This is a genomic window from Janthinobacterium sp. CG_23.3 (assembly GCF_046115965.1).
GTDB lineage: Bacteria > Pseudomonadota > Gammaproteobacteria > Burkholderiales > Burkholderiaceae_D > Janthinobacterium.
The window spans coordinates 101,198-126,153 of the sequence record NZ_JBJXIB010000002.1 but is presented as its reverse complement, the minus strand read 5'-3'; the positions used below and the strand labels follow the sequence as shown (position 1 = coordinate 126,153).

Below are 24,956 nucleotides of genomic sequence, written 5' to 3'. Positions count from 1 at the left end.
TACGCAAGCAAGGCCATGGCATGCTTGAGGTTCTGCTCCGGGCCTTCAACGGTAATCCTATCCCGCTTGCCGCATAGCGGCTGAACAGTCACAAAGAACAATCCGTCGGCAACCGCCTACTGGTCGATAAGCTGCTCGGTTTCTCCGACCGGATCGCCCAGGCTCTTGCGTCGATCTTGAACAGAGTGCAGGACGAGGGGGCGCGATCCGATAGGGGCCGTTTGAAATCGCCTGTGGTATTCGAACTCGCCGAGGAATATTGTTCTTGCCATGCCGCCGCATCCTGCCTGCAAATGTGGCTGTACAATCGGGATATCCTGGATGCCTATTTCTCTCGCGGCGAATGGTTGCTCTTGGCACTAGCCAGGTTGTTAAAAGTGGAAAATTACGCCGTAGATTCGCCGTTGTTCGACAATGCGTTTGACAAATTAAAAGATATGCATGCAGCTGATCAATTCATTTCCATATTGCCGTTCAAGATGGCCGCGAAGTGAGCAAGCTGTCGTCGAATTGATACGACTTCCGAGCTAGTAACAGGTTTTAAGTAGCCTGGTTAAATCCAAATTCAACGTTTCCAGAACTTTTTCACTCTCGGTGTTGATGAAAAAGTGATCTCCTTCAAACCAGTTGAAATTGCACGCCGCCGCAGTCTCTTCCGCCCATCCGAAAATTTTCTCCGGTGAGACTTCTTTATCTAGTTTTCCGGCTAGTACGGTGATAGGGATGTCAAAATTATCGAACGGTTTATACTGAAAACTCTCAAGAAGAGAAAAATCGTCTCGGATGGGCGGCAGGAACAGTCCGATCAACTCTCGATTTTGCAAAATTTCGATAGGAGTGCCGTTATAAGCTTTGAGTTTTTCGATCAACTCGTCGTCGGCAAGGTCGGAGAATTTTTCTTTGAGGTCAAGTAATTGCGGCGCGGAAGAGGCGGAAAGGAATAGCATTGTTGGCGGCGGGATGCTATTTCTGAGGCAATGCCGTGCCAGTTCGAATGCAATTAAGCCGCCTAAGCTATGGCCAAAAAAGGCGAAGGGCAGGTCGCTATTGTCCTTGATCACATAGGCTAGCACTTCAATCAACTGGGGAAACGACCTGATTGGCTTTTCGTTAAACCGCGCGCCGCGACCGGGCAGTCTGATTGCGCAAATCTCTATGTCAGGGGAGACCATGTCTTGCCAGCGCGAGAATATGCTGGACGAGCCGCCCGCGTAGGCGAAGCAAAACAATCGGAATTTTCGCCGCGGGCCAGTTGCCCGTCCTAACCAAGAGTCTGATTTCATCGTTCTTCTTAAAATATACAATCCAAGGCCGTACCGCCCCGTCCAGACTTGGGGGCGGCGGAATAGAACGCTATTGTCTCAGGAATGCGCTATGGCCGGAACTGTTTACGTGTAAATAAATCAATATTTTCCCTGCAAGGGGCGTGCGTGCTTAAGGGCTTGGCTGGACGCGCCAAGCGTTGCGAAATCCGCGCTGGTGGGGAAGTCAGGCGGAGGAAATGTCACCGATTGTCACTTCGGAACGGGCAATTATTCCGCTTGACTTGGCATAGTGATCACGCTATCTTTTACTTAAATGGAAAACAATTTTGCTTATTCAGCATTTTTGTTGGATGATTCAATTGGTGGCTATGCGCCGTCGCGAGCGTTGGAAGGCGGCTGCTATCGACAGTTCCGTGAGACTTAAGGACTCGGATGACAATGCTAAAGAATAGAATTAAGACCTTGGCCGGCTATGGCTTGATCGTGGCGCTGGGACTGGGCGCCGGCTATGGTTTGTCTCTGCTCCCGGCCGCTCTCAAGCCGGCCTATACCGAAGGCGACTACGCCGCTTACTTCCCCGACAAAAACGTCAAGGTGGTGTTGTATGGCACCACCCGCTGCGGCTTCTGCGCCAAGGCGCGCGCCCATTTCGCGGAAAACAACATTCCCTTTACCGATCTCGATATCGACCAATCGCCGCAAGCGAAGTCCGAGTTCGCCAAGTTGGGTGGCGGCGGCGTGCCGCTTCTGCTGATCGGCAACCGGCGCATTCAGGGATTCAATCCCGGCGCGATTGGCGCGGCCCTGAAAAAGTTAAGCGACTAATATCCGTGCGCTGGTTTTGATGGCGCGGCATGAACTAGACGCGTTGCTGCGGAAGAATCCTCCGGTGAGCCGCGTTTGTGCTTACAATCGTGGCATGACCACGCCTTTCCCACTCCAATGAGCAGTACCCCGTCCGGTGCGGCGTTCAGCGCGGCCCGTCAACAAGCCGTCGTGGCCGCTTTGCTGGCGGTGCTGCCGCAGCGTTGCGTGCTGGCCGATGCCGAGGACACGCGCCCGTATGAATGCGACGGCCTGGCCGCCTACCGGCGGTTGCCGATGGTGGTCACGCTGCCCGACGACGAGGAGCAGGTGCTGGCGGTGCTGAAGGTGTGCCGCGCGCTGGGCGTGCCGATCGTGCCGCGCGGCGCCGGCACCGGCCTGTCAGGCGGCGCGCTGCCGATCGCCGACGGCGTGGTGCTGTCGACCGCGCGCCTGAACCACATCCTGCGCGTCGACGCCTACGCGCGCACGGCGGTGGTGCAGCCGGGCGTGCGCAACCTGGCCATTTCCGACGCCGCCGCGCCGCACGGCCTGTACTACGCGCCCGACCCGTCGTCGCAGATCGCCTGCACCATCGGCGGAAACGTCGCCGAGAATTCCGGCGGCGTGCATTGCCTCAAGTATGGCCTGACCGTGCACAACGTGTTGCGCGTGCGCATGGTAACGATGGACGGCGAGGTGGTGGTGCTGGGCGGCGAGTCGCTCGACGCGCCCGGCCTGGACCTGTTGGCGGTGTTTATCGGCTCCGAAGGCATGCTCGGCATCGTCACCGAGGTCACTGTCAAGCTGATCCCCAAGCCGGCGACGGCGCGCGTGATCATGGCCTCGTTCGGCGACATCGTCACCGGCGGCAACGCGGTGGCCGACGTGATCGCCGCCGGCATCATCCCGGCCGGGTTGGAGATGATGGACCAGACCAGCGCGCGCATGGTCGAGCCCTTCGTCAAGGCCGGCTACGACCTCGACGCCGCCGCCATCCTGCTGTGCGAGGCCGACGGCACGCACGAGGAGGTGGAGGAGGAGATCGCGCGCATGACGGCGGTGCTGCGCGGCGCCGGCGCCAGCGCCATCTCGGTGTCCGGCTCGGAGGCCGAGCGCTTGAAGTTCTGGTCCGGGCGCAAGAACGCCTTCCCGGCGGCCGGCCGCATTTCACCCGATTACTATTGCATGGACGGCACCATTCCGCGCAAGCGGCTGGCGCAGGTGCTCACCGGCATCGCCCAGATGGAGGTGAAGTACGGCCTGCGCTGCGCCAACGTGTTCCACGCCGGCGACGGCAACCTGCATCCCTTGATCCTGTTCGACGCCAACCAGCCCGACGAGTTTGCGCGCGCCGAGGCCTTCGGCGCCGAGATCCTGGCGCTGTGCGTCGAGGTCGGCGGCACCATCACCGGCGAGCACGGCGTCGGCATGGAAAAGATCAATTCGATGTGCGTCCAGTTCACGGCGCAGGAAATCACCGCGTTCACGGCGCTCAAGCGCGCCTTCGACCCGGCCTACCTGCTGAATCCGGACAAGGCGATTCCGACCCTGAACCGCTGCGCCGAATTCGGCAAGATGCATGTGGCCGGCGGTCAGTTGAAGTTCGCGCATTTGCCGCGTTTTTAAGATTTGGAGCGAGTGTGCAAGAGATGATCGAACAATTCAGGGCGCGCATCCTGGCGGCGGGCGCCGCCGGCACCGCGCTGCGCCTGCGCGGCGGCGGCACCAAGGATTGGTACGGCCAGGCGCCGGCCGGCGAACTGCTCGACACGCGCGCCTACGCCGGCATTGTCGACTACGAGCCGACCGAGCTGGTGATCACGGCGCGCTGCGGCACGCCGCTGGCCGAGATCGAGGCGGCGCTGGCGGAGAAACGGCAGATGCTGGCGTTCGAGCCGCCGCATTTCGGGCCGGGCGCGACCATCGGCGGCGTCGTCGCCAGCGCGCTGTCGGGGCCGCGCCGCGCCAGCGCCGGCGCGGTGCGCGACTTCATGCTGGGCGCGGTGCTGATGGACGGCAAGGGCGAGGTGCTGACCTTCGGCGGGCAGGTGATGAAAAACGTCGCCGGTTACGACGTGTCGCGTCTGTTAGCCGGATCGCTCGGCACGCTGGGGCTGATTTTGCAGGTATCGCTGAAGGTGCTGCCGCTGCCCTTGTGCGTGGCCAGCCTGCGCTTTGAAGCCGATGAAATCGCGGCGCTGCGCATGCTCAACGAATGGGCCGGCCGGCCGCTGCCGATCTCGGCCAGTTGCTGGCACGACGGCGCGCTGAGCGTGCGCCTGTCCGGCGCCGACGCGGCGGTGGCGGCGGCGCGGCGCGAGCTGGGCGGCGAGGAGTTGGCCGACGCGGCGGCGTTCTGGGCCAGCCTGCGCGAGCAGACCCACGCCTTTTTCGCCGACGCCGGCCCGCTGTGGCGCCTGTCGCTGCCGCCGGCCGCCAGCGCCATTATTTTGAAGGGCGAGCACCTGGTCGAGTGGGGCGGCGCGCAGCGCTGGCTGAAGGCCGGCGGCGACGCCGCCACCGCCGCCGGCATCCGCGGCAGCGTGGCGGCGGCCGGTGGCCACGCCGTGCTGTTTCGCGGCGGCGACAAGGGTGTCGGCGTGTTTCATCCCTTGGCGCCGGCCGTGGCCGGCATCCACCAGCGCCTGAAGCTGGCGTTCGACCCGGCCGGGGTGTTCAATCCGGGGCGGATGTACCCCGCCGTATCCGTTCAGCCGGATCTGTTAAGTTAGCCGACCATGCAAACCAATCTCGCCGATTTTATCAAACACACCCGCGAGGGCGCCGAGGCCGAAGCGATTCTGCGCGCCTGCGTCCACTGTGGTTTTTGCACCGCGACCTGCCCGACCTACCAGTTGCTGGGCGACGAGTTGGACGGCCCGCGCGGGCGCATTTACTTGATCAAGCAGGTGCTCGAGGGCGAGCCGGTGACGGTCAAGACCCAGACCCATCTGGACCGCTGCCTGACTTGCCGCAACTGCGAAACGACCTGTCCGTCCGGGGTGCGGTACGGGCGCCTGCTCGACATCGGCCGCAAGGTTGTCGAGCAGCGCGTGCAGCGCCCGCTGGCCGAACGGGCGATGCGTTTCGTGCTCAAGCAGGGCTTGCCGCGCCGGTGGTTGTTTACGGCGGCGCTGCGGGCCGGGCAGTTGGTCAAGCCGGTGCTGTCGAAGCCGATGCAGGACAAGCTGCCGCGCCTCGCCTTCGCCGGGCGCTGGCCAACGCGCACGCACGCGCGCAAGATGCTGGTGCTGGCCGGCTGCGCCCAGCCGGCGTTGGCGCCGAACATCAACGCCGCCGCCGCGCGCGTGTTCGACGCGCTCGGGGTGCAACTGCTGGTGGCGCGCAAGGCCGGCTGCTGCGGCGCGCTGCGGCACCATTTGAACGAGCAGGAGGCGGCGCTGGACGACGTGCGCCGCAATATCGACGCCTGGTGGCCGTATGTGGCCGGCGCCGACGCGGTCGAGGCGATCGTCATGACGGCGTCCGGTTGCGGCGTGATGGTGAAGGATTACGGCCATTTGCTGGCGCACGACCAGGCCTACGCCGCCAAGGCGCAACGCATCGCCGCGCTGACGCGCGACTTGAGCGAGGTGCTGCCGCAGTTCCAGGCGGAGCTGGCCGGCAAGCTGGCCGGCGGCGGCGCCGGCAAGGCCGCGCAACGGGTGGCTTACCATCCGCCTTGCACCCTGCAGCACGGCCAGCAGATCCGCGGCAAGGTTGAAGGCCTGCTGCGCGCCGCCGGGGTCGACGTGCGGCTGTGCGGCGACAGCCATTTGTGCTGCGGCTCGGCCGGCACCTATTCGATCTTGCAGCCGGAGCTGGCGTTGCAGCTGCGCGACCGCAAGCTGGCCGCTCTGGCCGACACCGAGGCCGGGCTGATCGTTTCGGCCAACGTCGGCTGCCAGGTGCATTTGCAGTCGGGCACCGAGACGCCGGTCAAGCATTGGATCGAGTTGATCGACGACGCGCTGGCGGCGCCGGCCGTTTGAGGCGCCGCTGTTTTTGAGCTTACGCGGCGTTGCGCCCGGCCACGGCGCGCCACGCCGGCGCCGGCGCGAACCCGGCCGCCCACTTCAGCACGGCGTCGGCCGGCATCGGCCGGGCGATGCCGTGGCCCTGCGCCAGGTCGCAGCCCAACGCCATCAGACGGGTGCCGTGCGCCACCGTTTCGACGCCCTCGGCGATCACCGCCAGGTTGAACGATTTCGCCAAGCCGATGACGGCGCTCACCAGGTGCAGGTCGTCCTGGTCGGAGAGCATGTTGCGCACGAAGCTTTGGTCGATTTTCAGGATGTTGGCCGGCAGCCGCTTCAGGTAGGACATCGACGAATAGCCGGTGCCGAAGTCGTCCAGCGCGAAGGTGATGCCGAGCGCCTGGCAGGCGGTCATCACGCGGCGCACGTGTTCGATGTCGTCGAGCGCCGACGATTCGAGGATCTCCAGTTCGAGCATGCTGGCGCGCACGCCGGGGAATTCGGCCAGGATGGCGTTCAGGCGCGAGACGAAGTCGGGCTGCTGGAAGTGGCGCGCGGCGATGTTGACGCTGACCACCCAGTGGCGCCCGGCCGCGGTCCAGCGCTGCATTTGCCACAGCGCCTGGCGCAGCACCCATTCGCCGATGTCGATGATCAGGTCGGTGTGCTCGACCATCGGCAGGAATTGCACCGGCGCCAGCACGCCGCGGCGCGGGTGCTGCCAGCGCAGCAGCGCCTCCATGCCGACCACGGTGCCGGCGCGCATGTTCACCTTCGGCTGGTGGTACAGGCGGAATTCGCCGGCCAGCAGCGCCTGGCGGATCTCGGTGCGCTGGTTGTGGTGGGTGCGCACCTCCTCGTCGAGGCCGGCGTCGAAGAAGTGGTAGCGGTTGCGCCCGCTCAGCTTGGCCTGGTAGACGGCGTGGTCGGCGTGGCGCAGCAGCGTCTCGGTGCTGCTTTCGCGCCCGGCGTCGACGGCGACGCCGGCGCTCAGCGACAGCGTCAGCGTCTGGCCGTCGCACTGGTAGGGCTGGGCCAGCTCCCGCAGCAACTGGGCGACGCCGCGTTCGACCGCGTCGAGCTCGCTCTGGCCGGCCAGCAGCAGGACGAATTCGTCGCCGGCCAGGCGCGCCGCATAGTGTTGCTGGCCGGCGAAGACGTGCAGCCGCGCCGCCACCTGCTTGAGGATGTCGTCGCCGGACTCGGCGCCGAAGCGGTCGTTGACGCCTTTGAAATGGTCGAGGTCGATGAGGCACACCGCCAGCAGGTGCTGGCGCTCGCGCGCCAGGAATAGCTCCTGTTCGAAGCGCGCCGCCAGCGCGGTGCGGTTCGGCAGCCCGGTCAGCACGTCGTGGTAGTTCTGCCACGACATTTGTTGCAGCGCGCTTTGCATCTGCACCGTTTGCGCCAATTGGTCGCCCAGGCTGGTTTCGCTGGCGCGCAGCGAGTTCACCAGGGTCTGCACCTGCGCGGCCATGTTATTGAAGGTGCCGGCCAGCGCGCGCGACTCGGGCGTGCCGCCGACGTCCATGCGCGCGCTGTAGTCGCCGTGCTGGAAGCGCTCGGCGGCCAGCGCCAGTTGCCTGAGCATGTGGCGGTTGGCGGCCAGGATCAGGCCCAGCAGCAAATAAATCAGCAAGATGCTGATGGCGCTGATGCCGGCCTGCTTGAGCAGGGCGTCCCAGATGCGGTTGACCGGCAGCGTCGGCGCGAAGCGCAGCGACAGCGTGCCGCTGCCGCCCGGCTGCAGCGCGACCGGGAAGCTGGTGCGCAGTTCGCCCAGGCCGGTCAGCGCGCCGAACCAGTCCGGGTAGAGCGGGCGCGGCGCGGTCGGGTTGTGGATGTCAAGGTGCTGGCGCGGGCCGTCCCAGCCGATGCTGGCGATGTCGCCGTTCAGCGGCAGCGCGCTGGTGAGGATGGCACGGAAGGCGGCGGCGTCGCGTTCGCCGGCGATCGGCACCAGCGTGGCGGCGAGGTATTTGCCGATTTGCTGCGCCTCGGCGCGGTAGCGCGCGCTGACGCTGGCCGTTTCGGCGTCGATCAGCAGTTTGTAGCGCACCGCCGAGACGGCGACGATGAGGAAGAAGATGGGGGTGAACAGGCGGGAATAGATTCCCATCCGCATCCATGCCTCTATGATTTTCCGCAATACTGGCATCGTTGTCTGGTCCGGTTCGGCACGCTAAATCTGCCAGCATTATCACCGAAAAGGCGGGTGAAAGGCGTGCCGAACTGCAAACGATTGCAAAAAAATACGCCGCCGACTGCTGCTTTACTGCGCCAACAGTTTTTCAATGTCGGCCACCAGCTCGGCCGGGGCGGTGGTGGGCGCGTAGCGCTGGTAGACGGTGCCGTCCTTGCGTACCAGGAACTTGGTGAAGTTCCATTTGATCGCCTCGGTGCCGAGCAGGCCGGGCGCCTGTTTCTTCAGCTGGGCGAACAGCGGGTGGGTGGCGGCGCCGTTGACGTCGATCTTGGCGAACAGCGGGAAGGTGACGCCGAAGTTCTTTTCGCAAAAGCTGCCGATGTCGGCGGCGCTGCCCGGCTCCTGCGCACCGAACTGGTTGCAGGGAAAGCCCAGCACCACCGCGCCCCGGTCCTTGAACTGCTGGTAGACTTCCTCCAGCCCCTTGTACTGCGGCGTGAAGCCGCATTTGCTGGCGGTGTTGACGATCAGCAGGACTTTGCCCTTGTACTGGTTCAATGCCACCGGCGCGCCGGCCAGGCTGTCGGCGCTGAGGTCCAACATGGTGTTCGCAGTCGTCATCAGATAATTCCCAGGTGTTCCGTTCCCGCCGACAGGTCGCGGGTTTGGGCGGCTTTGCCTTGCAGCTTGATCGACAGGCGCAAATCGTTGACCGAGTCGGCGTTGCGCAAGGCGTCTTCATAACTGATCTTGTCGTCCTCGAACAGGTCGAACAGCGACTGGTCGAAAGTCTGCATGCCCAGTTCGCGCGATTTTTTCATCAGCTCCTTGATCTCGTGCACCTGGCCCTTGAAGATCAGGTCCGAGATCAAGGGTGAATTTAACAGGATTTCGATGGCCACGCAGCGGCCCTTGCTTTCCTTGAGCGGAATCAGGCGCTGCGAGATCATGCCCTTCAGGTTCAGCGACAGGTCCATCAGCAATTGCTGGCGGCGTTCCTCGGGGAAAAAATTGATGATGCGGTCGAGCGCCTGGTTGGCGCTGTTGGCGTGCAGCGTGGCCAGGCACAGGTGGCCGGTCTCGGCGAAGGCGATGGCGTGGTCCATGGTTTCGCGGTCGCGGATTTCGCCGATTTGGATGACGTCCGGCGCCTGGCGCAGCGTGTTTTTCAGCGCAGTGGCCCAGTCGTCGGTGTCGACGCCGACCTCGCGCTGGGTAACGATGCAATTCTTGTGCGGATGCACGTACTCGACCGGGTCCTCGATCGTGATGATGTGGCCGTAGCTGTTCTCGTTGCGGTAGCCGACCATCGCCGCCAGCGTGGTCGACTTGCCCGAGCCGGTGGCGCCGACCATGATAACCAGGCCGCGCTTGCTCATGACGACTTCCTGCAGCACCGCCGGCAGGCCGAGCGCTTCGAGCTTGGGGATCTCGGTGGTAATGGTGCGCAAGACCATGCCGACGCAGCTCATCTGCACGAAGGCGGACACGCGGAAGCGGCCCAGGTCGCCCGGGCTGATGGCGAAGTTGGCCTCCTTGCTCAGCTCGAACGACGCGGTTTGCTTGTCGTTCATGATCGAGCGCGCCAGGTCGGTGGTGTGGGCCGCCGTCAGTACCTGGGTCGACACCGGCGTCAGCTTGCCGTCGATCTTGATGGCGGGCGGAAAGCCGGCCGTGATGAACAAATCGGAACCGTGCTTGCTGACCATCAGGCGCAGCAAGTCGAACATGAATTTTGAAGCTTGGTCGCGTTCCATGGTGTGGTCCTTGATGATTAACCCGGGAAATTGTCCGGCGTTTTGGCCGCCGAGCGCGCGGCCGCGGCCGAGATCACGTTGCGTCGCACCAGGTCGGTCAGGGTCTGGTCCAGCGTCTGCATGCCGACGTTGCTGCCGGTCTGGATCGCCGAATACATCTGGGCGATCTTGGCTTCGCGGATCAGGTTGCGGATGGCCGGCGTGGCGATCATGATTTCATGCGCGGCGACGCGGCCGCTGCCGTCCTTGGTCTTGAGCAGCGTCTGTGAAATCACCGCCTGCAGCGACTCCGACAGCATGGCCCGGACCATTTCCTTTTCATCGGCCGGGAACACGTCGACGATGCGGTCGATGGTCTTGGCGGCCGACGAGGTGTGCAGGGTGCCGAACACCAAGTGGCCGGTTTCGGCGGCCGACAGCGCCAGGCGGATGGTTTCCAGGTCGCGCAGCTCGCCGACCAGGATCACGTCGGGGTCTTCCCGCAGCGCCGAGCGCAGCGCGTTGTTGAACGAGAGCGTGTGCGGTCCCACTTCGCGCTGGTTGATCAGGCATTTTTTCGACTCGTGCACGAACTCGATCGGGTCTTCGATCGTCAGGATGTGGCCGTACTCGGTTTCGTTGACGTGGTTCACCATCGCCGCCAGCGTGGTCGACTTGCCCGAGCCGGTCGGCCCCGTCACCAGCACCAGGCCGCGCGGCTTCAGCGCCAAGTCGGTGAAGATGCGCGGGCAATTGAGTTCTTCCAGGCTCATGATCTTGGACGGGATCGTGCGCAGCACCGCCGAGGCGCCGCGCTCCTGGTTGAAGGCGTTGACGCGGAAGCGCGCCAGGCCGGGAATGGCGAAGGAAAAGTCGCATTCGAGCATTTCCTCGTAGGCCTTGCGCTGGCCGTCGTTCATGATGTCATAAATCATGCCGTGGACGTCCTTGTGCTCCAGCGGCGGCAGATTGATGCGGCGCACGTCGCCGTGCACCCGTATCATCGGCGGCAGGCCGGCCGACAGGTGCAAGTCGGAGGCTTTGTTCTTGACGGAGAATGCGAGTAGTTCGGAAATGTCCATTTATAATCCCTGTGCCTGCAGTGAAGGGGCGCAAGGCCCGGTCCTGTTCACCGGTATTGCTTTACATTACCCCGCAAAATGATTATGTCCACAATCGAGCAGAACTTGCAAGCAGTCCATCATAGTATCGTTGCCGCCGTTCGAGAGGCGCGCCGCGCGCCGGAAGGCGTCGCCCTGTTGGCCGTCTCGAAGACCTTCGGCGCCGACGCGGTGGTCGAGGCGGTGCGCGCCGGCCAATGCGCGTTCGGCGAAAATTATCTGCAGGAAGCGATCGACAAGATCGCCGCCGTCGCCGCCGCCGTGCCGCGGGCCAAGCTGGAGTGGCATTTCATCGGCCCGATCCAGAGCAACAAGACGCGGCCGATCGCCGAGCATTTCGACTGGGTCCACACGGTCGAGCGCGAAAAAATCGCCCAGCGCCTGTCGCAGCAACGCCCGACCGGACTGGCGCCGCTGAATATTTGCCTGCAAGTGAACATCAGCGGCGAGGCCAGCAAGAGCGGCGTCGCGCCCGGGCAATTGCGCGCGCTGGCGCAGCAGGTCGCCGCGTTGCCGAACCTGCGTCTGCGCGGCTTGATGGCGATACCCGAGCCGGCCGCCGAGTTCGAGCGGCAACGCGCCGCGTTCCGCCAGTTGCGCCTGCTGTACGAGCAGTTGCGCGGCGACGGGCTGGCGCTCGACACCTTGTCGATGGGCATGTCGGCCGATATGCGCGCCGCGGTCGTCGAGGGCGCCACCATCGTGCGTGTGGGCAGCGCCATCTTTGGCTCGCGAGATTACTCTTAACCATACACAGCAACGGAGACGGAACATGAACACAGGCAACACTGAATTGAAAATCGCCTTTATCGGCGGCGGCAATATGGCGGCGGCGCTGATCGCCGGCCTGGCCGGCAAGCTGACCGCGGGCGGCAACATCCACGTGGTCGACCCGAACGCCGCCTCGCTGGCCAGGCTGAGCGGCCAGTTCGGCGTCACCACCGCGCCGGCGGCGGACGCGGCGCTGGGCGCCTGCGACGTCGTCGTGCTGGCGGTCAAGCCGCAAAGCATGCGCGAAGTGGCGGCGCAGCTGCTGCCGTTTTTGGGCGGCGCCAAGCGAGCGCTGATCCTGTCGATCGCCGCCGGCATCCGCGGCGCCGACCTGTCGCGCTGGCTGGGCGGCTACGCCGCCATCGTGCGCTGCATGCCGAACACGCCGGCGCTGATCGGCCTGGGCATCACCGGCATGGTCGCCAGCGCCGGCGTGGACGCCGCGCAAAAGGACGCGGCCGACGCCATCATGAAGGCGGTCGGCGCCACCGTGTGGCTGGACGACGAAGCCTTGATCGACCCGGTCACGGCGGTGTCGGGCAGCGGCCCGGCCTATGTGTTTTACTTCATCGAGGCGATGCAGGAAGCGGCGGCCGAGCTGGGCCTGACGGCGCAGCAGGGCACGCAGCTGGCGCTGGCGACCTTCGTTGGCGCTGCGCAACTGGCGGCCCAGTCGGGCGAGCCGGTGGCCTTGCTGCGCGAGCGCGTCACGTCCAAGGGCGGCACCACCTACGCGGCGTTGACCAGCATGGAGGACAGCGGCGTCAAGGCGGCGATCAAGGCGGCGGTGAGGGCGGCCGCGCAGCGCGGCAAGGAAATGGGCGAGGAGCTGGGCGGGGTTGCCTGAGCCAGCCGTGGTTTGTTGGGGCTATCGCGTGAAGCGGCTGGCGATGCGCTGCACCAGCGGCAGCGCGCCGCGGGCGCTTTTCCACAGCGCGGCGCCGGTCATCAGCATCGGCAGGATGCGTTTCGGGCGCGTCGCCAGCAAGCCCAGCGCGGCGCCACCGAGGATCAGCGGTATTTTCAGGCGCGCGCCCAGGGTCGCGCGCAGGTGGTCGCGGTCCAGCGGCGCCAGCAGGTTTCTCGCTTCGACCGCCAAGGTTTGGCGCTGCCGATCGCATTTGCCGATCAGCGCGTCGCGCCTGGCCAACAGCCGGCCGCTCACCGGGCCTCCCCCAGGCTTTTCATGCTCGCCACGTCCTTGTGCAACTCGGCCAGCGTAAACGACAGCAGTTTCGGTTTGTGGCGGAAGCTGGCGCGCACGCCCATGCCGATGATCAGACCCAGCGCGGCGAAGCCGCCGGCGGCGCCGACGATGGCGGCGATCCGGTGCGTGTCCCAGAACAGGACGATGACGAGGAAGGCCGCCAGCACGATGGCTATGGCCAGGCACAGCATCGCCAGCAGCGCCAGCGCCAGGTAGCCGAGGAAGCGTAGCGACTCCTCTTCCATTTCCACCGCCGCCAGTTCCAGCCGCGTCTGCACAATCGCCACCAGCGTGGCCGCCATCCTGCCCAATGTGTGTCCGATTGCCATGGAATACCTTTTGTTTAGGCCGAGAGGCGCTTGCCGGTGTTAGCGGCGCGCAACCAGCAAACCGAACAAGATACCGACCGCCGCGCCCACACCCACCGATTTCCACGGATTGTCGTTGACATAGGTGTCGGTGGCCTGGGCCGCCAGCTTGGCCTTGGCCATCATGCTCGCCTCCAGCTTCATCAGGTCGGTCTTCGCCGTTTGCAGTGTGTGCTCGAAGCGTTCCTTGACGGCGTTGATTTCTTCGCCACTGCGCGTTCCCGTTTTGCTGAGCCAGTCCTCGGCGTCATGGATGACGTTTTTCATGTCGCTCATGAGCTTTTCACGGGCGTCGCCGGCGCCGGCGTGCGCATTCAGGTCGGCGCCGCTGTCGCCGCCATTGCTGGTTTGGGTTGAATTCATGTATTACCTCATCGAAGAAAAAGGACAGGGAAAGATCAGTGTAGGGACCGGAAAAACCGGCGCTTTGCGCCATCTCAATCGCGCGGACCGGGTGCCGCGCGCCGTCTGAAATTGTACAGCGAGGCCCGGTTCGCCGCGCTGCCGGAAAATGCGCGGATTGTTGCAATTTCCGTCCGAGGCGACGTGAACGAGCGCGTCGGCGATTTTTTCTTCGCTGCGCCCTGCCTATCTTGAAATATTATATTTATATTACTTTTTCGAATTATAAATATTTATTCAATGCTAAAATTTTAGGTCTGCACCTGGTTTTTTTATCGTCTTCGTTCAAGCAAAGGGAACAATCGTGATCTCTGTTAAAAAAGCAATGCTTGTGTTTTTCGTCGCCCTCGGTTTCGCCGGCGGTATCGCACAGGCCCGTGACTTCGAATACTGCGAGCAACTGATGGGCGATTGCATCGAGGGCAATAGCGCCGCCTGCCTGCACTGGACGCGGGTCTGCCAAACGATCTAGCCCGCGGCAAAACCAATTATTCGAATATTGCATGCTTAATCAAGAATTCACTCTGCCGCACCACCGAGGTTTTTCGTCGATTCATTCACTTCCAAGGAATACCAATGATCTCTGTCAAAAAAGCTGTGTTCGTGTTTTTCGTCTCTGTCGGTTTCGCCGCCGCCTTTAGCGGTAGCGCGACGGCCCGGCCTAGCGATACCTATTGCGGCGACCTGTTAAGCGAGTGCGCGGACGGCGTTCCCGGCGCCTGCGATCGTTGGGAGCGGATTTGCGCGCTTTGGGGTTAAGCCGTCGTTGCGGCGGGCGCCAGCTGCGCCGGCAAAAAACGCCCCGAGGGGCGTTTTTTTACGTCCGCGCTAGGGGCGGAACGCGTAGTCGAGCGCGACCCCGGCGAACACGGCCGCGCCGAGCCAGTTGTTGTGGCGGAAGGCGGCGAAGCAGGGCATCCGTTCGCGCCCGCGGATCAGGGTGTAGTGGTAGAGCGCGCAGCCGGCCGCCAGCGCCAGGCCGGCGAGGTACCAGCCGCGCAGGCCGAGCTGCCAGCCGCAGGCCAGCCAAATCAGCCCGGCGGCCAGGTAGCAGGCCATGACGGCGGCGACGTCGTAGCGGCCGAAGGTGATGGCCGAGGTTTTGATGCCGATCTTCAAGTCGTCGTCGCGGTCGACCATCGCGTACTCGGTGTCGTAGGCGACGGCCCAAAACACGTTGCCCAGCAATAACAACCAGGCCACGGACGGCACCGCGTTTTGCACGGCGGCGAAGGCCATCGGGATGCCGAAGCCGAAGGCGATGCCGAGGTAGGCTTGCGGAAGCGCAAAGAAGCGCTTGAAATACGGATAGGTAGCGGCGATGACGACGGCGGCCACCGACAATTGCTTGGTCAGCGCGTTGAGCGGCAGGATCAGCGCGAACGCCAGCAGGGCCAGCACGGCGGCCACGGCCAGCGCCTCCTTGCCGCTGATGCGCCCGCTGGTGAGGGGGCGTTCGGCGGTGCGCTTGACGTGCCTGTCGATATCCTGGTCGGCATAGTCGTTGACGGCGCAGCCGGCCGAGCGCATCAGGAAGGTGCCCAGCGTGAAAATCAGCAGCAGGCGCCAGTCCGGCGCGCCGGCGGCGGCCAGCCACAGCGCGCACAGCGTCGGCCACAGCAGCAACACCGTGCCGATGGGTTTGTCGAGCCGGATCAGGCGGAAATACAGCGCCAGTTTATTCTTCATGTGGTCGGTCAATTCGAGGCATGGCGGCATTATCGCAAATCGCTTGCGTTATTTGGCGGCGCCGTTCAGGTGCGTCACGCCCGGCAGGTGGCAGGCGGCGACGGCGTCGCACAGCGCGTCGATGGCGGCTTTGCGGGTGAAGCTTTTGCGCCAGACGATGACCACGCGGCGCGACGGCGCCGGGCTGTCGAACGGGCGGAATTGCAGCAGGCCGTCGCGCGTGTCCATGTCCGGCACCGAGGCGCGCGGCAGCACGGTCAAGCCAATGCCGCTGGCGACCATGTGGCGGATGGTTTCCAGCGAAGAGCCTTCGAAGGTGCGCTGCATGCCGTTGCCGGGCGTGGCGAAGCGCGCCATTTCCGGGCACACTTCCAGCACCTGGTCGCGGAAGCAGTGGCCGTTGCCCAGCAGTAGCATGTTTTCCGCCTTCAGGTCCTCGGCCGGAATGCTGTGGCGGGCGGCCCAGTCATGGCTTTTCGGCATCGCCACGACAAAGGGTTCGTCGTACATCGGCAGTATCGACATGCCGTGTTCGGGCAGCGGCAGGGCCATGACGGCCACGTCCAGCTCGCCCTGGCGCAGCAGTTCCAGCAGGCGCACGGTGAAGTTTTCCTGCAGGATCAGGGGCATTTGCGGCACCTTGGCGATCATCGCCGTCACCAGCGGCGGCAGCAGCGACGGCCCGATCGTGTAGATCACGCCCAGGCGCAGCGGTCCGGCCAGCGGGTCCTTGTTTTGTTTCGCCAGCTCCTTGATGGCGGCGGTCTGCTCCAGCACCCGTTCGGCCTGGGCGATGATTTGCGCGCCCAGCGGCGTGACCGAGATTTCGGCGCCGCCGCGCTCGAACAACACCACGCCGAGTTCGTCCTCCAGCTTCTTGATGGCGACCGACAGCGTCGGCTGCGCAACGAAACAGGCTTCGGCGGCGTGGCCAAAGTGTTTCGCGCGCGCGACAGCAACAATGTATTTGAGTTCGGTTAGTGTCATAAAGTTATTGAAGCACAGGCTGGGCCGTAGCGCAACGATTGAAAGCAAGCTTTCAGCGGCGCCGAAAACGCCAAAATGCGGCGAAGAAAGGGTATTGTAGCGGAATAGGACGCCGGCCGGACCGAGGGGCGGCGGCGGCCGGCATCCCCATTGCCCCCTCGCGGAAAGGCGCGCATGTCATCCACGTTTGGCCCCGAAGAGGCGCTGGCCTACATCCACAAGCTGCTCAAGGTGATGCACCACATGGGCGGCTCGGACTTGTTCATTTCCGCCGATTTCCCGCCCAGTATCAAGTCGCAGGGCGCGATGAAGCCGCTGAGCCAGCAGCGCCTGAGCGGCGAGGTGACGCGGGCGCTGGCGCTGGCCATCATGAACGACAAGCAAAAGCGCGAGTTCGAGCAGGAAATGGAGTGCAATTTCGCCATTTCGCTGCCCGAGGTCTGCCGTTTCCGCGTCAATGTCTACGTACAGCAACAAAACGTCGCGATGGTGGTGCGCACCATCGCCTCGGAAATACCGAATTTCGAGAAGCTCGAGCTGCCCGAGGTACTCAAGGACGTCATCATGACCAAGCGCGGCCTGGTGCTGGTCGTCGGCGGCACCGGCTCGGGCAAGTCGACCACGCTGGCGGCGATGATCGACTACCGCAACGCCAATTCGGCCGGCCACATCATCACCGTCGAGGACCCGGTCGAGTACGTGCACAAGAACAAGCGTTGCCTGGTCACCCACCGCGAGGTCGGCGTCGACACGCTGTCGTGGCACAACGCGCTGAAAAACACGCTGCGCCAGGCGCCGGACGTGATCCTGATCGGCGAGATCCGCGACACCGAGACGATGGAGCACGCCATCGCCTTCGCCGAGACCGGCCACCTGTGCCTGGGCACCTTGCACGCGAACAACTCCAACCAGACCATGGACCGCATCATCAACTTCTTCCCCGAGGAGCGCCGCGGGCAGTTGCTGATGGACCTGTCGTCGAACCTGCGCGCCATCGTCTCGCAGCGCCTGGTGCGCACCGAGGACGGCCAGGGCCGCAAGGCGGCCATCGAGATTTTGCTGAACACGCCGACGATCGCCGAGATGGTATTGAAGGGCAATTTCCAGGCGATCAAGGAAATTATGCATAAATCGCGCGAACTGGGCATGTGCACCTTCGACCAGGCGCTGTATGAACTCTATAATAAGGGCTATATCGGCTACGACGAGGCGATCCGCAACGCCGACTCGGCCAACGGCCTGCGCCTGCAGATCAAGCTGCGCGGCGACCGCAAGGAGCCGGGCGGCGCGGCGGCCGGCGCGGCCGACCAGTTCAGCATGCAGATCGACGCCGAGGACGAGAAGGAAGAACCGGGCCATTAACAAAGCGCCGGCCCCACCCACCCCAACCTAGATGAGCCATGCCCGAATTCGAAACCAAGATTTGCAGCCGTAACGATTTGCGGGAGCGCGTCGCCGCGCTGCCCAAGCCGGTCGTCGTCACCAACGGCGTGTTTGACATATTGCACCGCGGCCACGTGACCTACCTGGCGCAGGCGCGCGCGCTGGGCGCCTCGCTGGTGGTGGCGATCAACACCGACGCCTCGGTTAAGCGCCTGGGCAAGGGCGACGACCGGCCGCTGAACGGCTGCGAGGACCGCATGGCGGTGCTGGCGGCGCTCGAATCGGTCAGTCTGGTGGTGCCGTTTTCCGAGGACAGCGCGCTCGAAGTGGTGCAGGAAACCCGGCCGCAGATCTACGTCAAGGGCGGCGACTACGACATGGCGGCGATCCCCGAAGGGCGGGCGGTGCTGGCCTACGGCGGCCAGGCGGTGGCGATCGACTTCGCGCACGACCGCTCCACCAGCAAGCTGCTTAGCAAGGTGCGCGGCGGCTAGATGCGCCGACAGCTTGTGTAGCTCGGGTTAGCCCAAGGGGCGCAACCCGACTGGCGTCGACGGCGGCCCTGACGTCGGATGACGCTTCGCTGATCCGACCTACCAGGCGCCAATTGGCTCGGCCCCGGCGCTTCGCCGCAAACGCCGCCTTACGCGCCGCCGGCGTAGCCGTTCTGCCGCCACGCCTCGAACACCACCACCGCCACCGTGTTCGACAGGTTCAGGCTGCGGTTGTCCGGGCGCATCGGCAGGCGGATGCGCTGGCCGGGCGGGAACGATGCGCGCAGCGCCGGGTCCAGCCCCTTGGTCTCGGAGCCGAACACGAACACGTCGCCCGGCTGGAACGCGGCCTGGCCGAACGGCGACGAGCCGTGCGTGGTCATGGCGAACATGCGCGCCGGGTCCGGCGACGTGGCGGCGATGAAGGCGTCCCAGTTGGCGTGCACCTTCATGGTGGCGTAGTCGTGGTAGTCGAGGCCGGCGCGCTTCATCTTGGCGTCGTCGAGCGGGAAGCCGAGCGGTTCGATCAGATGCAACTGGGCGCCGGTGTTGGCGCACAGGCGGATGACGTTGCCGGTGTTGGGCGGGATTTCGGGTTCTACCAAGACGACGTGAAACAATTCATTCTCCTTATTAAGTAAACACTAGTGCGGCGGCGTGCGCGCGAAGACCAGGTTGGTCACGCGCGCGGCGCCGTGGCGTTTCAACGTGGCGGCCAGCTCGCCCAGCGTGCGGCCGCTGGTGATGACGTCGTCGACGACGCCGACGTGGCGCCCGCGCAGCAGCGCGGCGGCGTGCGGCGCCAGCGCGAACGCCTGTTGCATATTGAGGCCGCGCTCGTGCGGCGCGACCCGGCTCTGGGCCCGCGTGTCATGGACCCTGGCCGCCAGCGCCGGGTGCAGCGCGACGCCGAGCGCGCGCGCCAGCGGCCGGGCGATTTCCAGCGCCTGGTTGAAGCCGCGCTCGGCCAGCCGGCGCGGCCCCAGCGGTACCGGGCAGAGCAGGGCGGGCAGCGCGACGTCGCCGCGTTCGAGCACGGCGTCGCGCAGCAGTCGCGCAAACAGCGGCGCCAGCGCCAGGCGGCCGCCGAATTTCAGCTGCAGCAGCAACTGGTCGACCGGCGCGGCGTAGTCGGCCGCCACCACGGTGGCGTCGAAGGCCGGCGGGCGCGCCAGGCAGCGCCCGCACGGGCCGCCGTCGGCGCCGCAGTCGTGCGGCAGCGGATTGGCGCATTGCCGGCAGCGCGGCCGGCGCCGGCCCAGGTACTGCGCCTGGCAGGGCGCGCACAGCGCGCCGTCGCAGCGCCCGCCGCACAGCGCGCAGGCGGCCGGCAGCAGCGCGCGCAGCAGGGCCGGCCCCAGCGCGCGCCATTCGAGCGGCGCACGGTCTCGCATCGCTTGGCCTCGTTCCATGTACACTGCCGGCATTATCTCACCTTCATCCGATTCAACTATGACCCCGCCCAAAATGAGCGCGCCGATCGACACGGTGCGCGTGCGTGAACTGTTTTCGCGGCCGGCGCGCGTGCAGCCGTCCGATTTCCTGCGCCGCGAGATCGCCGCGCGCATGCACGAGCGCCTGACGCTGGTGAAGATCGCGCCGCGGCGCGTACTCGACGCCGGCTGCGGGCCGGGCCTGGACCTGGCGCTGCTGCAAAAGGACTTCCCGGCGGCGCAGATCCTCGGCCTGGACGCCGCCGCGGCGATGGTCGGCGCGGCCAAGGCGCCGGCCACCAAGCTGGCGGCGCTGAACCAGTTCCTCAGCAAGATGCTGCCGGCCAAGGCCGGCATCGACCTGCTGTGCGGCGACTTCTCCCAGCTGCCGCTGGGGCCGGCCACGCTCGACCTGGTCTGGTCCAACCTGGCGCTGCACTGGCATCCGCTGCCCGACCGCGTCTTCGCCGAATGGCGCCGCGCGCTGCGCAACGACGGCTTGCTGATGTTCTCCTGCTTCGGCCCGGACACCTTCAAGGAGCTGCGCGCGGCGTTCGCCGCGGCGGGCCTGGCGGCGCCGGCGCTGCCCTTCGTCGACATGCACGACTTCGGCGACATGTTGGTCGAGGTCGGCTTTTCGACGCCGGTGCTGGACATGGAAACCATCACCGTCACCTACCCGAACGCCGCCGCCTTGCTGGCCGACGTGCGCGCCTGGGGCGGCAATCCGCTGGAGACGCGCCGCCGCGGCCTGATGGGCAGGGCGGCCTGGGACCGCATGCTGGCGGCGCTGCGGGCGCTGCGCCGGCCGGACGGCACGCTGGGGCTGAGTTTCGAGATTATTTACGGCCACGCGTTCCGGCCGGCGCCGCGCACGACCCAGGCCGGCGAGGCAATTATCCGCTTCGATTTGCCGCGCAAACCGAAATAAACCGGACTGGGCCGATGCGGCGGCTCTACTATCGTTGCAAAGGGGTGTGAAAGGGGCGAATGCGGTCCCGCAGAGTGGATTATCCCTTGATGAAGTGTGGAATTCTTGATTATAATCGTTGACTAATTTTGTCAGCACTGGACGCGGCCCGAAAGCTCGGGCGGCCGGGGCGACAAACGGGCAAGGGTAAGCCAGCGTTCATGGGTGATATAGGTTCACCGGTGGCGATGTCAAGGTTCCAGCCGGACTTTTCGTGCGATGTGTTTTTTGTCGCGCGGGGCCGGCATGGGGCCTGTAGGTGTTTAGCGCAAGGCGGCAACATGGCCGTGGCGCAGTTAGCGGAGCGACGGCGGTTCGGATGGTCGAATCCCGGCGCCGTTTAAAAAAATATTTTTATTTTTGGGTGGTTGGGGAAAACATGAAACATGCAAAGCGACTTCAATCGTTGATGCTCGGGCTGTCGTTGACAGCGGCCGGCATCCCGGCGTGGGCGGCCGATACCGCCGCGGCGGCGGGCAAGTATGCGGGCACGGGCGGACCAGTTCCGTTTGAAATGAACCTGCAACCACCGGCGACGCAAATCGCGCACGAGATCTACGATCTGCACACCTGGATGATGATCATCTGCCTGGTGATCTTCGTCGCCGTGTTCGGCGTGATGTTTTACTCGATCTTCAAACACCGCAAATCGCTGGGCCACAAGCCGGCCACCTTCCACGAAAGCACCACCGTCGAAATCGCCTGGACCGTGGTGCCGTTCCTGATCGTGATCGGCATGGCCCTGCCGGCGACCCGCACCGTGGTCGGCATGAAGGACACCTCGAACGCCGACATCACCATCAAGGCCACCGGCATGCAGTGGAAATGGGGCTACGACTACCTCAAGGGCGAAGGCGAGGGCATTGCCTTCCTGTCGAACCTGTCGACCCCGCGCGCGCAAGTGGGTTCGCCCGGCGTGCAGCCGAGCGAAAAACGCGGCGACAACTACCTGATCGAAGTCGACAACGAAGTCGTGGTCCCGGTTAACAAGAAAATCCGCATCGTCCTGACCGCCAACGACGTCATCCACGCCTGGTCGGTGCCGGCCTTCGGCGTCAAGCAAGACGCCATTCCGGGCTTCGTGCGCGACACCTGGTTCAAGGCCGACCACGTCGGCAAGTTCCGCGGCAATTGCGCCGAACTGTGCGGCAAGGAACACGCGTTCATGCCCATCGTCGTCAATGTGGTCTCGGCCGAAGACTATAAAGTCTGGGTGGACGGCAAGAAGAAAGAAATGGCCGCGCTGGCCGACGATCCAAGCAAGACCTGGACCATCGACGAGCTGAAAACCAAGGGCGAAAAAGTCTACACCACCAATTGCATCGTTTGCCACCAGGCCAACGGCAAGGGTTTGCCGGGCGCCTTCGCCGCGCTGGACGGCTCGAAAGTGGTGAACGGTCCGAAGGCCGAGCAGATCAAGGTACTGTTGCACGGCCAGAAGAGCGGCGCCTACCCGTCGGAAATGCCAGCATGGAAGCAGTTGTCGGATACGGACATTGCGGCGGTGATCACCTACACCCGCAACAACTGGTCGAACAAGGCCGAAGAAAACATCGTTCAACCAGCCGAAGTTCTGGCTGCACGCAAGTAATTAGGAGCTTCATATGAGCACAAGCACAGTGGATCACGCGCACGACCACGGCCACGATCACGCCCACGATCACCCGCACGGCCTGCAACGCTGGTTGTTCGCAACCAACCATAAAGATATCGGTACCTTGTACCTGTGGTTCTCCTTCGTCATGCTGATGTCGGGCGGCGTTCTCGCCCTGCTGATCCGCAGCGAGTTGTTCCAGCCGGGCCTGCAGTTCTTCCAGCCGGAGTTCTTCAACCAGCTGACCACGATGCACGGCCTGGTGATGGTGTTCGGCGCCATCATGCCGGCCTTCGTCGGCTACGCCAACTGGATGATCCCGCTGCAAGTGGGCGCCTCCGACATGGCGTTCGCGCGCATGAATAACTTCTCGTTCTGGCTGCTGCCGCCGGCGGCGATCCTGCTGGCGACCTCGTTCCTGGTGCCGGGCGGCGCCACCGCCGCCGGCTGGACGCTGTACGCGCCGCTGTCGACGCAAATGGGACCGGGGATGGACATGGCGATTTTCGCCATGCATCTGATGGGCGCCTCGTCGATCATGGGTTCGATCAACATCATCGTCACCATCCTGAACATGCGCTGCCCTGGCATGACCTTGATGAAAATGCCGATGTTCTGCTGGACCTGGCTGATCACCGCCTACCTGCTGATCGCCGTCATGCCGGTACTGGCGGGCGCCATCACCATGACCCTGACCGACCGCCACTTCGGCACCTCGTTCTTCAACGCCGCCGGCGGCGGCGACCCGGTCATGTACCAGCACATTTTCTGGTTCTTCGGCCATCCTGAAGTCTACATCATGATTTTGCCGGCTTTCGGCATCGTCTCGCAGATCCTGCCGGCCTTCGCCCGCAAGGCGCTGTTCGGTTACGCCTCGATGGTCTACGCCACCGCGTCGATCGCCATCCTGTCGTTCATCGTCTGGGCCCACCACATGTTTACCACCGGCATGCCGGTGACCAGCCAGCTGTTCTTCATGTACGCGACGATGTTGATCGCGGTGCCGACCGGCGTCAAAGTGTTCAACTGGATCGCCACGATGTGGCGCGGTTCGATGTCGTTTGAAACCCCGATGCTGTTCGCGGTCGGCTTCATCTTCGTGTTCACCATCGGCGGCTTCACCGGCCTGATCCTGGCGGTGACGCCGATCGACATCCAGCTGCAGGACACCTACTACGTGGTGGCGCACTTCCACTACGTGCTGGTGGCCGGCTCGCTGTTCGCCCTGTTCGCCGGTTTCTACTACTGGTCGCCGAAATGGACCGGCCACATGTACAACGAATTCCGCGGCAAGGTGCACTTCTGGGCTTCGCTGGTGACCTTCAACATCACCTTCTTCCCGATGCACTTCCTGGGCCTGGCCGGCATGCCGCGCCGCTACGCCGACTACCCGGCGCAGTTCACCGACTTCAACATGTGGGCCACCATCGGCGCCTTCGGCTTCGGCCTGTGCCAGGTGTACTTCCTGTTCTTCGTCGTGATCCCGACCATCCGCGGCGGCAAAAAAGCCGAAGCGAAGCCATGGGACGGCGCCGAAGGCCTGGAATGGACCGTGCCTAGCCCGGCCCCGTTCCACACCTTTGAAACCCCGCCGACGGTAAAATAATGGCGTTGACGGGCCGGAGCGTCATCCGGCCCGCACTTGATTGAACGAAAAGCAGACTGCCATGTCAGACCAGAAAAAACCGAACAACCTGAAGACCGGCCTGATCATCGGCTCGATCGCGCTGGTGTTCTTCCTCTCCGTCTTCGTCAAGCACATTTGGCTGAGCTGACGTGAGCGACGACGCGCAAGAAGTCAAAGGCTTGAACCGCAAGATGCTCGGCAAGTTGCTGGTCGTCGCGGTGTTGATGTTTGGCTTCGGCTACGCGCTGATCCCGGTCTACAAACAGATTTGCGAGGTGTTGGGCGTGAACGTGCTGACCCAACCGGACGGCACGGTCGAGTACGACAAGAACACCCAGGTCGACAAGAGCCGCACCGTCACCGTCGATTTCGACGGCAACGCGCAGGGACCCTGGCGCTTCCGCCCGGTGGTCAACAGCATGAAGGTGCACCCGGGCGAACTGGCGACGGTAATGTACGAAGTGGTCAACACCCAGGCGCGCACGGTCAACGCGCAAGCGATACCGAGCTACGCGCCGCAAAGCGCGACGCCGCACTTCAAGAAGGTCGAATGCTTCTGCTTTAAACAGCAGACGTTGAAACCGAACGAGGCGCGCCAGATGCCGGTGGTGTTCTTCATCGACCCGGCGCTGCCGAAGGACGTGAAGACCATCACCCTGTCGTACACGTTTTTTGAAATCGCCGGCCTGAGCCAGGCGCAGTGAGCATGACAACGGGGATGGCGGCATGAGCGAGTTGAAAAACCGGCCGAAGCAGGCGTCCTTCCTGTATTCGCTGAAGGCGGTGGTGTGGTCGTTCACCGGCCTGCGCCGCAAAAGCGATTTCGACGCCGACGCGGCCAAGTTGAACCCGGTCCACATCGTCATCGCCGGCTTGCTGGCGGTGGCCTGCCTGGTCGGCGTCCTGATCGGCATCGTCAAGTTTGTCGTGTTGTAAACATCAGTAAAAAAAATTAGCAGTTCACCGAATACAGATTGAT

Annotated in this window: 29 protein-coding genes; 17 read left to right on the top strand and 12 right to left on the bottom strand. The window is 64.2% G+C overall.

The annotated features are described in order from the left end of the window. Window positions 1–233: 233 nt before the first annotated feature. Window positions 234–494, top strand: coding sequence for a hypothetical protein (locus ACFDR9_RS01980; protein ID WP_409029875.1), 261 nt, complete (start codon window positions 234–236; stop codon window positions 492–494). 33 nt (window positions 495–527) lie between these two features. On the opposite strand, the gene ACFDR9_RS01975 is transcribed toward ACFDR9_RS01980, so the two are convergent. Next, window positions 528–1,283: a thioesterase II family protein gene (locus ACFDR9_RS01975; protein WP_409029874.1), complete on the bottom strand. Its 756-nt coding sequence runs from the start codon at window positions 1,281–1,283 to the stop codon at window positions 528–530. A 444-nt stretch (window positions 1,284–1,727) separates the two neighbouring features. Between ACFDR9_RS01975 and ACFDR9_RS01970 the strand changes: the two genes are divergently transcribed. From ACFDR9_RS01970 to glcF, 4 genes are all read left to right on the top strand, one after another. Beyond that, complete coding sequence (locus tag ACFDR9_RS01970) at window positions 1,728–2,090, top strand: glutaredoxin family protein (protein WP_017879275.1); 363 nt, start codon at window positions 1,728–1,730, stop codon at window positions 2,088–2,090. Window positions 2,091–2,207: 117 nt separating this feature from the next. Beyond that, complete coding sequence (locus ACFDR9_RS01965; protein WP_017879274.1) at window positions 2,208–3,698, top strand: FAD-linked oxidase C-terminal domain-containing protein; 1,491 nt, start codon at window positions 2,208–2,210, stop codon at window positions 3,696–3,698. A 23-nt stretch (window positions 3,699–3,721) separates the two neighbouring features. Next, window positions 3,722–4,804: a glycolate oxidase subunit GlcE gene (glcE, locus tag ACFDR9_RS01960; RefSeq protein ID WP_409029878.1), complete on the top strand. Its 1,083-nt coding sequence runs from the start codon at window positions 3,722–3,724 to the stop codon at window positions 4,802–4,804. A 6-nt stretch (window positions 4,805–4,810) separates the two neighbouring features. Beyond that, window positions 4,811–6,064, top strand: coding sequence for a glycolate oxidase subunit GlcF (glcF, locus tag ACFDR9_RS01955; RefSeq protein ID WP_409029873.1), 1,254 nt, complete (start codon window positions 4,811–4,813; stop codon window positions 6,062–6,064). Between the two features lie 19 nt (window positions 6,065–6,083). On the opposite strand, the gene ACFDR9_RS01950 is transcribed toward glcF, so the two are convergent. From ACFDR9_RS01950 to ACFDR9_RS01935, 4 genes are all read right to left on the bottom strand, one after another. Beyond that, complete coding sequence (locus ACFDR9_RS01950) at window positions 6,084–8,168, bottom strand: putative bifunctional diguanylate cyclase/phosphodiesterase (protein ID WP_409029872.1); 2,085 nt, start codon at window positions 8,166–8,168, stop codon at window positions 6,084–6,086. A 153-nt stretch (window positions 8,169–8,321) separates the two neighbouring features. After that, entirely contained in the window at window positions 8,322–8,816 is a 495-nt protein-coding gene (locus tag ACFDR9_RS01945) for a glutathione peroxidase (protein ID WP_409029871.1), read from the bottom strand. Continuing rightward, window positions 8,816–9,952, bottom strand: coding sequence for a PilT/PilU family type 4a pilus ATPase (locus ACFDR9_RS01940; protein WP_017879269.1), 1,137 nt, complete (start codon window positions 9,950–9,952; stop codon window positions 8,816–8,818). The genes ACFDR9_RS01945 and ACFDR9_RS01940 overlap by 1 nt, the downstream gene beginning before the upstream one ends. 17 nt (window positions 9,953–9,969) lie before the next feature. Continuing rightward, window positions 9,970–11,013: a type IV pilus twitching motility protein PilT gene (locus ACFDR9_RS01935; protein WP_017879268.1), complete on the bottom strand. Its 1,044-nt coding sequence runs from the start codon at window positions 11,011–11,013 to the stop codon at window positions 9,970–9,972. Window positions 11,014–11,097: 84 nt separating this feature from the next. Here ACFDR9_RS01935 and ACFDR9_RS01930 point away from each other — a divergent pair, with 84 nt between their 5' ends. Then, entirely contained in the window at window positions 11,098–11,799 is a 702-nt protein-coding gene (locus ACFDR9_RS01930) for a YggS family pyridoxal phosphate-dependent enzyme (RefSeq protein ID WP_409029870.1), read from the top strand. A 25-nt stretch (window positions 11,800–11,824) separates the two neighbouring features. Beyond that, a complete protein-coding gene (gene proC / locus ACFDR9_RS01925; RefSeq protein ID WP_409029869.1) occupies window positions 11,825–12,670 on the top strand; it encodes a pyrroline-5-carboxylate reductase in 846 nt (281 codons plus the stop codon). Window positions 12,671–12,691: 21 nt separating this feature from the next. Here the strand turns inward: proC and ACFDR9_RS01920 are convergent, their stop codons facing one another. The 3 genes from ACFDR9_RS01920 to ACFDR9_RS01910 are packed head-to-tail and all read right to left on the bottom strand — an operon-like array spanning window position 12,692 to window position 13,761. Further along, window positions 12,692–12,988 (bottom strand): YqjK family protein, encoded by a 297-nt coding sequence (locus ACFDR9_RS01920; RefSeq protein WP_409029868.1) that lies wholly within the window; start codon window positions 12,986–12,988, stop codon window positions 12,692–12,694. Next, window positions 12,985–13,359 (bottom strand): phage holin family protein, encoded by a 375-nt coding sequence (locus ACFDR9_RS01915; RefSeq protein WP_026133500.1) that lies wholly within the window; start codon window positions 13,357–13,359, stop codon window positions 12,985–12,987. The genes ACFDR9_RS01920 and ACFDR9_RS01915 overlap by 4 nt, the downstream gene beginning before the upstream one ends. Window positions 13,360–13,398: 39 nt before the next feature. Further along, complete coding sequence (locus ACFDR9_RS01910; protein ID WP_409029867.1) at window positions 13,399–13,761, bottom strand: YqjD family protein; 363 nt, start codon at window positions 13,759–13,761, stop codon at window positions 13,399–13,401. A 343-nt stretch (window positions 13,762–14,104) separates the two neighbouring features. Between ACFDR9_RS01910 and ACFDR9_RS01905 the strand changes: the two genes are divergently transcribed. Further along, window positions 14,105–14,272: a hypothetical protein gene (locus ACFDR9_RS01905; protein ID WP_157407004.1), complete on the top strand. Its 168-nt coding sequence runs from the start codon at window positions 14,105–14,107 to the stop codon at window positions 14,270–14,272. 104 nt (window positions 14,273–14,376) lie between these two features. After that, the gene (locus ACFDR9_RS01900; protein ID WP_017879261.1) at window positions 14,377–14,559 is read left to right on the top strand and encodes a hypothetical protein; all 183 of its coding nucleotides are present in this window, start codon (window positions 14,377–14,379) and stop codon (window positions 14,557–14,559) included. 69 nt (window positions 14,560–14,628) lie between these two features. On the opposite strand, the gene ubiA is transcribed toward ACFDR9_RS01900, so the two are convergent. Both ubiA and ACFDR9_RS01890 read right to left on the bottom strand, forming a co-directional pair. Then, window positions 14,629–15,489: a 4-hydroxybenzoate octaprenyltransferase gene (ubiA, locus tag ACFDR9_RS01895; RefSeq protein WP_035789096.1), complete on the bottom strand. Its 861-nt coding sequence runs from the start codon at window positions 15,487–15,489 to the stop codon at window positions 14,629–14,631. Between the two features lie 48 nt (window positions 15,490–15,537). Beyond that, a complete protein-coding gene (locus ACFDR9_RS01890; RefSeq protein WP_409029866.1) occupies window positions 15,538–16,476 on the bottom strand; it encodes a hydrogen peroxide-inducible genes activator in 939 nt (312 codons plus the stop codon). A 174-nt stretch (window positions 16,477–16,650) separates the two neighbouring features. On the opposite strand from ACFDR9_RS01890, the gene ACFDR9_RS01885 reads away from it, so the two are divergent. Next, window positions 16,651–17,838, top strand: a complete 1,188-nt coding sequence (locus ACFDR9_RS01885; RefSeq protein ID WP_017879258.1) for a PilT/PilU family type 4a pilus ATPase — start codon at window positions 16,651–16,653, stop codon at window positions 17,836–17,838. Window positions 17,839–17,876: 38 nt separating this feature from the next. Next, window positions 17,877–18,353: an adenylyltransferase/cytidyltransferase family protein gene (locus tag ACFDR9_RS01880; RefSeq protein ID WP_017879257.1), complete on the top strand. Its 477-nt coding sequence runs from the start codon at window positions 17,877–17,879 to the stop codon at window positions 18,351–18,353. Window positions 18,354–18,502: 149 nt separating this feature from the next. Here the strand turns inward: ACFDR9_RS01880 and trmL are convergent, their stop codons facing one another. Both trmL and ACFDR9_RS01870 read right to left on the bottom strand, forming a co-directional pair. Beyond that, entirely contained in the window at window positions 18,503–18,973 is a 471-nt protein-coding gene (gene trmL / locus ACFDR9_RS01875; RefSeq protein WP_026133499.1) for a tRNA (uridine(34)/cytosine(34)/5-carboxymethylaminomethyluridine(34)-2'-O)-methyltransferase TrmL, read from the bottom strand. 24 nt (window positions 18,974–18,997) lie between these two features. Next, the gene (locus tag ACFDR9_RS01870; protein WP_409029865.1) at window positions 18,998–19,747 is read right to left on the bottom strand and encodes a ComF family protein; all 750 of its coding nucleotides are present in this window, start codon (window positions 19,745–19,747) and stop codon (window positions 18,998–19,000) included. 58 nt (window positions 19,748–19,805) lie between these two features. Between ACFDR9_RS01870 and ACFDR9_RS01865 the strand changes: the two genes are divergently transcribed. The 6 genes from ACFDR9_RS01865 to ACFDR9_RS01840 all read left to right on the top strand — a co-directional run bounded on the left by ACFDR9_RS01865 (window position 19,806) and on the right by ACFDR9_RS01840 (window position 24,913). Then, window positions 19,806–20,717, top strand: coding sequence for a methyltransferase domain-containing protein (locus tag ACFDR9_RS01865; protein ID WP_409029864.1), 912 nt, complete (start codon window positions 19,806–19,808; stop codon window positions 20,715–20,717). A 418-nt stretch (window positions 20,718–21,135) separates the two neighbouring features. Next, the gene (gene coxB / locus ACFDR9_RS01860; RefSeq protein WP_409029863.1) at window positions 21,136–22,347 is read left to right on the top strand and encodes a cytochrome c oxidase subunit II; all 1,212 of its coding nucleotides are present in this window, start codon (window positions 21,136–21,138) and stop codon (window positions 22,345–22,347) included. A gap of 13 nt (window positions 22,348–22,360) precedes the next feature. Next, entirely contained in the window at window positions 22,361–23,956 is a 1,596-nt protein-coding gene (gene ctaD / locus ACFDR9_RS01855) for a cytochrome c oxidase subunit I (protein WP_026133496.1), read from the top strand. Between the two features lie 61 nt (window positions 23,957–24,017). Further along, the gene (locus tag ACFDR9_RS01850) at window positions 24,018–24,125 is read left to right on the top strand and encodes a cytochrome oxidase small assembly protein (protein WP_017879251.1); all 108 of its coding nucleotides are present in this window, start codon (window positions 24,018–24,020) and stop codon (window positions 24,123–24,125) included. Between the two features lies 1 nt (window position 24,126). Beyond that, window positions 24,127–24,681, top strand: a complete 555-nt coding sequence (locus ACFDR9_RS01845) for a cytochrome c oxidase assembly protein (protein WP_017879250.1) — start codon at window positions 24,127–24,129, stop codon at window positions 24,679–24,681. A gap of 22 nt (window positions 24,682–24,703) precedes the next feature. After that, entirely contained in the window at window positions 24,704–24,913 is a 210-nt protein-coding gene (locus ACFDR9_RS01840) for a DUF2970 domain-containing protein (protein WP_017879249.1), read from the top strand. Window positions 24,914–24,956 lie beyond the last annotated feature (43 nt).

What these genes read in the sequence shown, in the direction of transcription:
- ACFDR9_RS01975 (WP_409029874.1), bottom strand. Translation starts at nt 1,283, where the DNA reads ATGAAATCAGACTCTTGGTTAGGACGGGCAACTGGCCCGCGGCGAAAA.
- ACFDR9_RS01965 (WP_017879274.1), top strand. Translation starts at nt 2,208, where the DNA reads ATGAGCAGTACCCCGTCCGGTGCGGCGTTCAGCGCGGCCCGTCAACAA.
- glcE (WP_409029878.1), top strand. Translation starts at nt 3,722, where the DNA reads ATGATCGAACAATTCAGGGCGCGCATCCTGGCGGCGGGCGCCGCCGGC.
- glcF (WP_409029873.1), top strand. Translation starts at nt 4,811, where the DNA reads ATGCAAACCAATCTCGCCGATTTTATCAAACACACCCGCGAGGGCGCC.
- ACFDR9_RS01950 (WP_409029872.1), bottom strand. Translation starts at nt 8,168, where the DNA reads ATGGGAATCTATTCCCGCCTGTTCACCCCCATCTTCTTCCTCATCGTC.
- ACFDR9_RS01945 (WP_409029871.1), bottom strand. Translation starts at nt 8,816, where the DNA reads ATGACGACTGCGAACACCATGTTGGACCTCAGCGCCGACAGCCTGGCC.
- ACFDR9_RS01940 (WP_017879269.1), bottom strand. Translation starts at nt 9,952, where the DNA reads ATGGAACGCGACCAAGCTTCAAAATTCATGTTCGACTTGCTGCGCCTG.
- ACFDR9_RS01935 (WP_017879268.1), bottom strand. Translation starts at nt 11,013, where the DNA reads ATGGACATTTCCGAACTACTCGCATTCTCCGTCAAGAACAAAGCCTCC.
- ACFDR9_RS01930 (WP_409029870.1), top strand. Translation starts at nt 11,098, where the DNA reads ATGTCCACAATCGAGCAGAACTTGCAAGCAGTCCATCATAGTATCGTT.
- proC (WP_409029869.1), top strand. Translation starts at nt 11,825, where the DNA reads ATGAACACAGGCAACACTGAATTGAAAATCGCCTTTATCGGCGGCGGC.
- ACFDR9_RS01915 (WP_026133500.1), bottom strand. Translation starts at nt 13,359, where the DNA reads ATGGCAATCGGACACACATTGGGCAGGATGGCGGCCACGCTGGTGGCG.
- ACFDR9_RS01910 (WP_409029867.1), bottom strand. Translation starts at nt 13,761, where the DNA reads ATGAATTCAACCCAAACCAGCAATGGCGGCGACAGCGGCGCCGACCTG.
- ACFDR9_RS01900 (WP_017879261.1), top strand. Translation starts at nt 14,377, where the DNA reads ATGATCTCTGTCAAAAAAGCTGTGTTCGTGTTTTTCGTCTCTGTCGGT.
- ubiA (WP_035789096.1), bottom strand. Translation starts at nt 15,489, where the DNA reads ATGAAGAATAAACTGGCGCTGTATTTCCGCCTGATCCGGCTCGACAAA.
- ACFDR9_RS01890 (WP_409029866.1), bottom strand. Translation starts at nt 16,476, where the DNA reads ATGACACTAACCGAACTCAAATACATTGTTGCTGTCGCGCGCGCGAAA.
- ACFDR9_RS01885 (WP_017879258.1), top strand. Translation starts at nt 16,651, where the DNA reads ATGTCATCCACGTTTGGCCCCGAAGAGGCGCTGGCCTACATCCACAAG.
- ACFDR9_RS01880 (WP_017879257.1), top strand. Translation starts at nt 17,877, where the DNA reads ATGCCCGAATTCGAAACCAAGATTTGCAGCCGTAACGATTTGCGGGAG.
- ACFDR9_RS01870 (WP_409029865.1), bottom strand. Translation starts at nt 19,747, where the DNA reads ATGCGAGACCGTGCGCCGCTCGAATGGCGCGCGCTGGGGCCGGCCCTG.
- ACFDR9_RS01865 (WP_409029864.1), top strand. Translation starts at nt 19,806, where the DNA reads ATGACCCCGCCCAAAATGAGCGCGCCGATCGACACGGTGCGCGTGCGT.
- coxB (WP_409029863.1), top strand. Translation starts at nt 21,136, where the DNA reads ATGAAACATGCAAAGCGACTTCAATCGTTGATGCTCGGGCTGTCGTTG.
- ctaD (WP_026133496.1), top strand. Translation starts at nt 22,361, where the DNA reads ATGAGCACAAGCACAGTGGATCACGCGCACGACCACGGCCACGATCAC.
- ACFDR9_RS01850 (WP_017879251.1), top strand. Translation starts at nt 24,018, where the DNA reads ATGTCAGACCAGAAAAAACCGAACAACCTGAAGACCGGCCTGATCATC.
- ACFDR9_RS01840 (WP_017879249.1), top strand. Translation starts at nt 24,704, where the DNA reads ATGAGCGAGTTGAAAAACCGGCCGAAGCAGGCGTCCTTCCTGTATTCG.